The organism is Hydrogenophaga sp. (genome assembly GCF_022844385.1).
Lineage (GTDB): Bacteria > Pseudomonadota > Gammaproteobacteria > Burkholderiales > Burkholderiaceae_C > Hydrogenophaga.
The window spans coordinates 1-5853 of sequence record NZ_JALHLX010000172.1; the positions used below are offsets into that span (position 1 = coordinate 1).

6 protein-coding genes are annotated in these 5853 nt (G+C 63.9%); 3 read left to right on the forward strand and 3 right to left on the reverse strand.

Features of this window, described 5'->3' with window-relative positions:
- A partial coding sequence (locus Q0C59_RS18075) for a histone deacetylase (protein ID WP_291218148.1) occupies positions 1-719 on the reverse strand: 719 nt, incomplete at its 3' end.
- Between the two features lie 258 nt (positions 720-977).
- Here Q0C59_RS18075 and Q0C59_RS18080 point away from each other — a divergent pair.
- A complete protein-coding gene (locus Q0C59_RS18080; protein WP_291218150.1) occupies positions 978-1520 on the forward strand; it encodes a phasin family protein in 543 nt (180 codons plus the stop codon).
- Positions 1521-1721: 201 nt separating this feature from the next.
- On the opposite strand, the gene Q0C59_RS18085 is transcribed toward Q0C59_RS18080, so the two are convergent.
- Positions 1722-2693, reverse strand: a complete 972-nt coding sequence (locus tag Q0C59_RS18085) for a patatin-like phospholipase family protein (protein WP_407066570.1) — start codon at positions 2691-2693, stop codon at positions 1722-1724.
- An 84-nt stretch (positions 2694-2777) separates the two neighbouring features.
- Between Q0C59_RS18085 and Q0C59_RS18090 the strand changes: the two genes are divergently transcribed.
- A complete protein-coding gene (locus tag Q0C59_RS18090) occupies positions 2778-3833 on the forward strand; it encodes an extracellular solute-binding protein (RefSeq protein WP_291218152.1) in 1056 nt (351 codons plus the stop codon).
- A gap of 54 nt (positions 3834-3887) precedes the next feature.
- Here Q0C59_RS18090 and ppk2 read toward each other — a convergent pair whose 3' ends face one another.
- Positions 3888-4793 carry a polyphosphate kinase 2 gene (ppk2, locus tag Q0C59_RS18095; protein ID WP_291218155.1) on the reverse strand — a complete coding sequence of 302 codons (906 nt, stop codon included), beginning with the start codon at positions 4791-4793 and terminating at the stop codon, positions 3888-3890.
- A gap of 138 nt (positions 4794-4931) precedes the next feature.
- Here ppk2 and Q0C59_RS18100 point away from each other — a divergent pair, with 138 nt between their 5' ends.
- Positions 4932-5690 (forward strand): 3-hydroxyacyl-CoA dehydrogenase, encoded by a 759-nt coding sequence (locus Q0C59_RS18100; protein WP_291218157.1) that lies wholly within the window; start codon positions 4932-4934, stop codon positions 5688-5690.
- Positions 5691-5853: the final 163 nt, after the last annotated feature.

Genomic DNA, 5853 nt, shown 5'->3' on the forward strand with positions numbered 1-5853 from the left:
GGATCAGCCCCGGCGAGATAGATCACCAGGCCAGGATCGAAGCGGCGCTCCAGTTCTTCCAGCGCGCGTTCCAACGCTTCGAGATATTCGGCGTCGCCACAACCATCGGGCAGTTCCACGTCCAGATCGCTCGGCTCCTTGCGGAACGGGAAGTTCTTCGCGCCGTGCAGCGAGAGCGTGAACACGGAGTCGTCTTGGGCAAAGATCTTTGCTGTGCCATTGCCCTGGTGCACGTCGAGATCGACGATGGCCACGCGCAACATGCCGCGTGCCCGGTGGGCTCGCGCGTGTTCGGCCTGCATCAGTCGGGCGGCCACGGCAGCATCGTTGAACACGCAGAAGCCGCTGCCCTTGTCGGCGTAGGCGTGGTGGGTACCCCCGGCCAGGTTGGCTGCCAGACCAGCGCCGCCCAAGGCGCGGCGACAGGCCTGCACCGTGGCACCCACCGAGCGGCGCGCCCGTTCGGCCATGGCCGGGCTCCAGGGAAAACCGATCTCGCGCTGGGCCACCGGCGCCAGGGTGCCGGTGCGCACGGCGTCTATATAGGTGGGGGTGTGCACCAACGCCAGTTCGCCGTCGCTCGCCGGCTCGGCCTCGCGCAGTTCCACCTGTGGCAACTCGCGGGCCAGGCGTTCGCGCAGCCGGGCGTACTTGGCCATCGGAAAACGGTGCCCTTCGGGCAGCGGCAGGACGAAGTGGTCGGCGTAAAAAGCTTGCAAGGCGGTGCGCACAGGGAAGGGAAAGACACGGGATTGTGTCCGCCTCGGGTATTCGACGGGCGGGCTCCGCCTTTTAGTCCTTGCTGCCTAGAATGGTGCAGCGCAGCAAAAAGCACTTGCGCCGCACCGGGTAATCCCTATAATTGCGATCATGTTGCAGTGCAGCAATGTGAACAAAAAGCAAAAGCGTCCAGACAGCGCCGTGTTCCCAGCAGCCTTCAACTAAACCCTGTTTCACCCAAGTTTAGGAGTACGAATATGCTGACCGCCGAACAAATGATTGCCGCCCAGAAAGCCAACATCGAGACCATTTTCGGTCTGACCCAGAAAGCCTTCGAAGGCGTGGAAAAGCTGGTTGAACTGAACATGCAAGCCACCAAGGCCGCCATGTCCGAGTCCGCCAACAGCACCCAGGCCCTGCTCAGCGTCAAAGACGCCCAGGAACTGCTGACGCTGCAAGCCAGCCTGATGCAGCCCCTGGCCGAAAAGACCGTGGCTTACAGCCGCCACCTCTACGACATCGCCCAGGGCACGACCGCCGAATTCGGCAAGGCCGCTGAAGCCCAAGCCAGCGACACCCAGAAGAAATTCATGGCCGTCGTGGACAACGCTTCCAAGAACGCCCCCGCCGGTTCCGAAACCGCCGTGGCCGTGATGAAGAGCGCCGTGTCCGCCGCCAACAACGCCATGGAATCGGTGCAGAAGGCTGTCAAGCAAGCCACCGAAATGGCCGAAGCCAACTTCAACACCGTGACGGCTTCGGCTGTGAACGCTTCGAAGTCGGTTGCCAAAAAGCGCTGAACAAGCGGTTGATCGTGCCGTTGATCGGCGACTTGAAGAATCGCTCCAAGCCGCAAACTAGGATCACTGCACGATCTGCCTGACCCACACGGGAACAGGTTTCAGATCAAACCCGTTCTCTTGGTTGTCTCCTCGGGTCCTTTTCGAAATTCGATTTCATCGGACCCCTTAAGCCCCCCGCCGCAAGGCTGGGGGCTTTTTTTATGGTCTTGAGCCAACGGCCCCATTCACCGGCTTCAGCCGGGCCAGCTGGGTTTTGAGCTGCGGGAGCGCTGCCAGCATGGCCGCCCGACCCGCCTCAATGGAGCGTTTGCGCGATGCAAAGTCGGCGCTGCCCACGCCGGCCAGCGCGGGACGCACCACCACATCAGCGGTGGCCAGTTCATGGCGGTTGATGCTCTGGCCCATGATGGCGAAAGTCTGCAACAACACGCGGATGTTGCCCACGGCCAGGTTGCCTTCGGGCGCGCTGGAGATGTCCACCGCCATCACCACCTCGGCCCCCATGTCGCGCGCCTGCTGCACGGGCACGGGCGCCACCAGTCCGCCATCCACGTATTCGCGCCCTGCGATGGCCACAGGTGCGAAAAGGCCGGGCACAGCACTCGATGCGCGCACGGCTTGCGCCACGTCACCCCGGCGGAACAAGACGCCCTGCCCCGTGCCCAGGTCGGTCGCCAGCACCCCCAGGGGCAGCGCCATGCTCTCGATCGTGCGACCGTCCACCGCCTGGCTCACATAGCGCGCCAGCGCATCACCACGCAGCAGGCCGCGACCCAGGATGGGCAAGGCCCAGTCGGTCAGGGTGACTTCGTCCATGGTCATGGCCACCCGCTCCAGCTCGGTGGGGGTTTTGCCGCTGGCGTAGAGCGCGGCCACCAGACTGCCGGCCGAGGTACCGGTCACAAATTCGGGACGGATGCCGTTTTCTTCCAGCACCTGGATCACGCCCACATGGGCGAAGCCGCGCGCGGCGCCCCCACCCAGCGCCAGCCCCAGGCGGGGCGCCCGCATGGGCGGCGCGACAGTGGGCGGCTGAGCCTGCGGTGGCGACACCGGAGGCACGCCCACAGGGCCTTGCACCGTGCTGCAGGCCGCCAGAAAGGCCAGGCTCAGCACAAGACCCCAGATGCGGCAATACTTATTGAGAACAATTCGCGTTAGTGTTAGCATCGCCCTATTATCCCGGACTCCAGACAAGCCAGCGCCCCCCGCGCACCGCTTGTTTCCCACATCGCAACTCCCAAGAGGATCCCCATGACCGCGTTTCGCAAACTCTCGATTGCTCTGGCCGCTGTGGCTGCCACGCTCGGCCTGCAGGGCCAGGCCGTGGCCCAGGACAAGGTGCTCAACCTGTACTCGGCGCGCCACTACCAGACCGACGAGGTGATGTACGACACCTTCACCAAAACCACCGGCATCAAGATCAACCGCGTGGATGCCGACGACGCCGGCATCGTGGCGCGCCTGCGCGCCGAAGGTGCTGCGTCGCCCGCCGACGTGATCTTGCTGGTGGACGCTGCCCGCATGGCATCGGCCGACAGCCAGGGCCTGTTCCAGCCGATCCAGTCGGCCAAGCTGGACGCCGCCATTCCCGCCAACCTGCGTGCTGCGCCCGGCGAAGGCGGCGTGACCTGGACCGGTTTTTCGACCCGCGCCCGCGTGATCGTGTACGACCCGATGCGTGTCAAGGCCGCCGACGTGGCGACCTATGAACAACTCGCCGATGCCAAGCTCAAGGGCCTGGTCTGCACCCGCTCGGGCTCACACCCCTACAACCTGTCGCTGTTCGCCACCGTGGTCGAACGCCTGGGTGACCAGAAGGGCGAAGCCTGGCTCAAAGGTGTGGTGGACAACATGGCGCGCGCACCCAAGGGTGGCGACACCGACCAGATCAAGGCCGTGGCCTCGGGCGAATGTGGCGTGGCGCTGACCAACACCTATTACATCGCCCGCCTCATCAAGTCGGACAAGCCGGAAGACCGCGCCGTGATGGAGAAGGTGCGCATCGTGTTCCCCAACCAGTCCACCAGCGGCACCCACGTGAACATTGCAGGCGCTGCCGTGGCCAAGCATGCAAAGAATCGTGACAACGCGATCCAGTTCATGGAGTTCCTGGCCAGCCCGTTTGCACAAGATTATTTTGCCAACGGCAACAACGAGTTCCCGGCAGTCAAAGGTTTGAAGGTCGCCAACCCTGCCATCAAGGCCATGGGCGGTGACAACTTCAAGGCCGAGACGGTACCGCTGGCCTCAGTCGCGAAAAACATGACCAAAGTGCAGCAGATGCTCGACCGGGTCGGCTACAAGTAAGCCCAGCCCTCTTGAGTGCAAAGGCCCGCGATCGCGGGCCTTTTGTTTTGTGCGTCAGTACACCTGGGGCACGTGAATCTCGCCTGGCACCTGGTGGCGCCGGTAGCCTTCGTGCCGCACGCGTTCGGGCAACGTGATGGTCGGCCTCTCAACCTCGCCATAGGGCATCTGGTGCAGCAGGTGGTGGATGCAATTCAGCCGCGCCTTCTTCTTGTCGTCGGCCTGCACCACCCACCAGGGTGACTCGGGAATGTGGGTGCGCTCCAGCATCACCTCTTTGGCCTTGGTGTAAAGCTCCCAGCGGCGGCGGCTTTCCAGGTCCATGGGGCTGAGCTTCCACTGCTTGAGCGGGTCGTGGATGCGGCCCAGGAAGCGCAGGTGCTGCTCTTCATCGGAGATGGAAAACCAGTACTTGATGAGCTGGATGCCCGAGCGCACCAGCATCTTCTCGAACTCGGGCACCGAGCGGAAAAACTCCTCGTACTGCTCGTCATTGCAGAAGCCCATGACACGCTCCACGCCGGCGCGGTTGTACCAGCTGCGGTCGAACAGCACCATCTCGCCCGCGGCGGGCAGGTGCGCCGCGTAGCGCTGGAAGTACCACTGCGTTCGCTCGCGGTCGTTGGGCGCGGGCAGCGCGGCCACCCGGCACACGCGCGGATTCAGGCGCTGCGTGATGCGTTTGATGACGCCGCCCTTGCCCGCCGCGTCGCGACCTTCAAAAACAATCACCACCTTGTGCCCGGTGGCGACCACCCAGTCCTGCAGCTTCACCAGCTCGGCCTGCAGGCGGAACAGCTCCCGAAAGTACTGCTGCCGTTCGGCTTTGTGCCGCTTCAAGGCCTCGGCGTCCTGCGACTCGTCGACCCGGTCTTCGATCTCCATTTCCAGCTCTTCGTCGTAACCGTCCATCAAATCGGTGTGGATGCGGCGCAGCAACTCGTCCTGACTGTCGAACATGGGGACTCCGTGAGGGCAAAAGGCTTCAGGCTAGGCGCGGTTGGTGACAGCCTCATGACGGACACCTGCCGCATAATCCAACGCTGATTGACGTTTACGTCAACGTCAAACATTCCTTCAACGACACAGGAGCACACCATGGACATTCAAGGCAAGGTTTTCATCGTCACCGGCGGCGCGTCGGGCTTGGGCGAAGGCACGGCGCGCATGCTCGCTGCCAACGGCGGCAAGGTCGTCATTGCCGACATGCAAGTGGAAAAAGGCGAGGCTGTGGCCAAGGAAATTGGCAGCGCGTTCGTGAAGTGCGACGTGAGCAGCGAGGCCGACGGCCAGGCCGTGGTCGCCCAGGCCCTGACCATGGGCAAGCTCATGGGCCTGGTGAACTGCGCGGGCATCGCACCGGCCGAGAAGACCGTGGGCAAGAACGGCGCGCACAACCTGGGCGTCTACACCAAGACCATCATGGTCAATCTGGTGGGCAGCTTCAACATGATCCGCCTCGCGGCCGATGCGATGTGCAAGAACGAGCCCGAAGCCACGGGCGAGCGCGGCGTGATGATCAGCACCGCCAGCGTGGCCGCGTACGACGGCCAGATCGGCCAGGCCGCCTACGCGGCGAGCAAGGGCGGCATTGTGGGCATGACGCTGCCGATCGCACGCGACCTTTCGCGCAACGGCATCCGCAACATGACGATTGCCCCCGGTATCTTCGGCACGCCCATGCTGTTCGGCATGCCGCAGGAAGTGCAGGACGCACTGGCCGCCAGCGTGCCCTTCCCAAGCCGCCTGGGCACGCCGGCCGACTACGCCAAGCTGGCCAAGCACATCATCGAGAACGACATGCTCAACGGCGAGGTGATCCGTCTGGATGGCGCGATTCGCCTGGCACCACGCTGAGTGCAGCCTGGCGTCAGAGGTAGGCGGTGCGAGCCTGCTTGAAATCGATCCGGCCCTGCACCACCTTCTCCAGCGCGTCGTGGCGCAGGCTGCGCATGCCCATGCTCACGGCCATGTCGAAGATCACATTGGGGCGGGCGCGGTCCTGAATGAGTGAACGAAT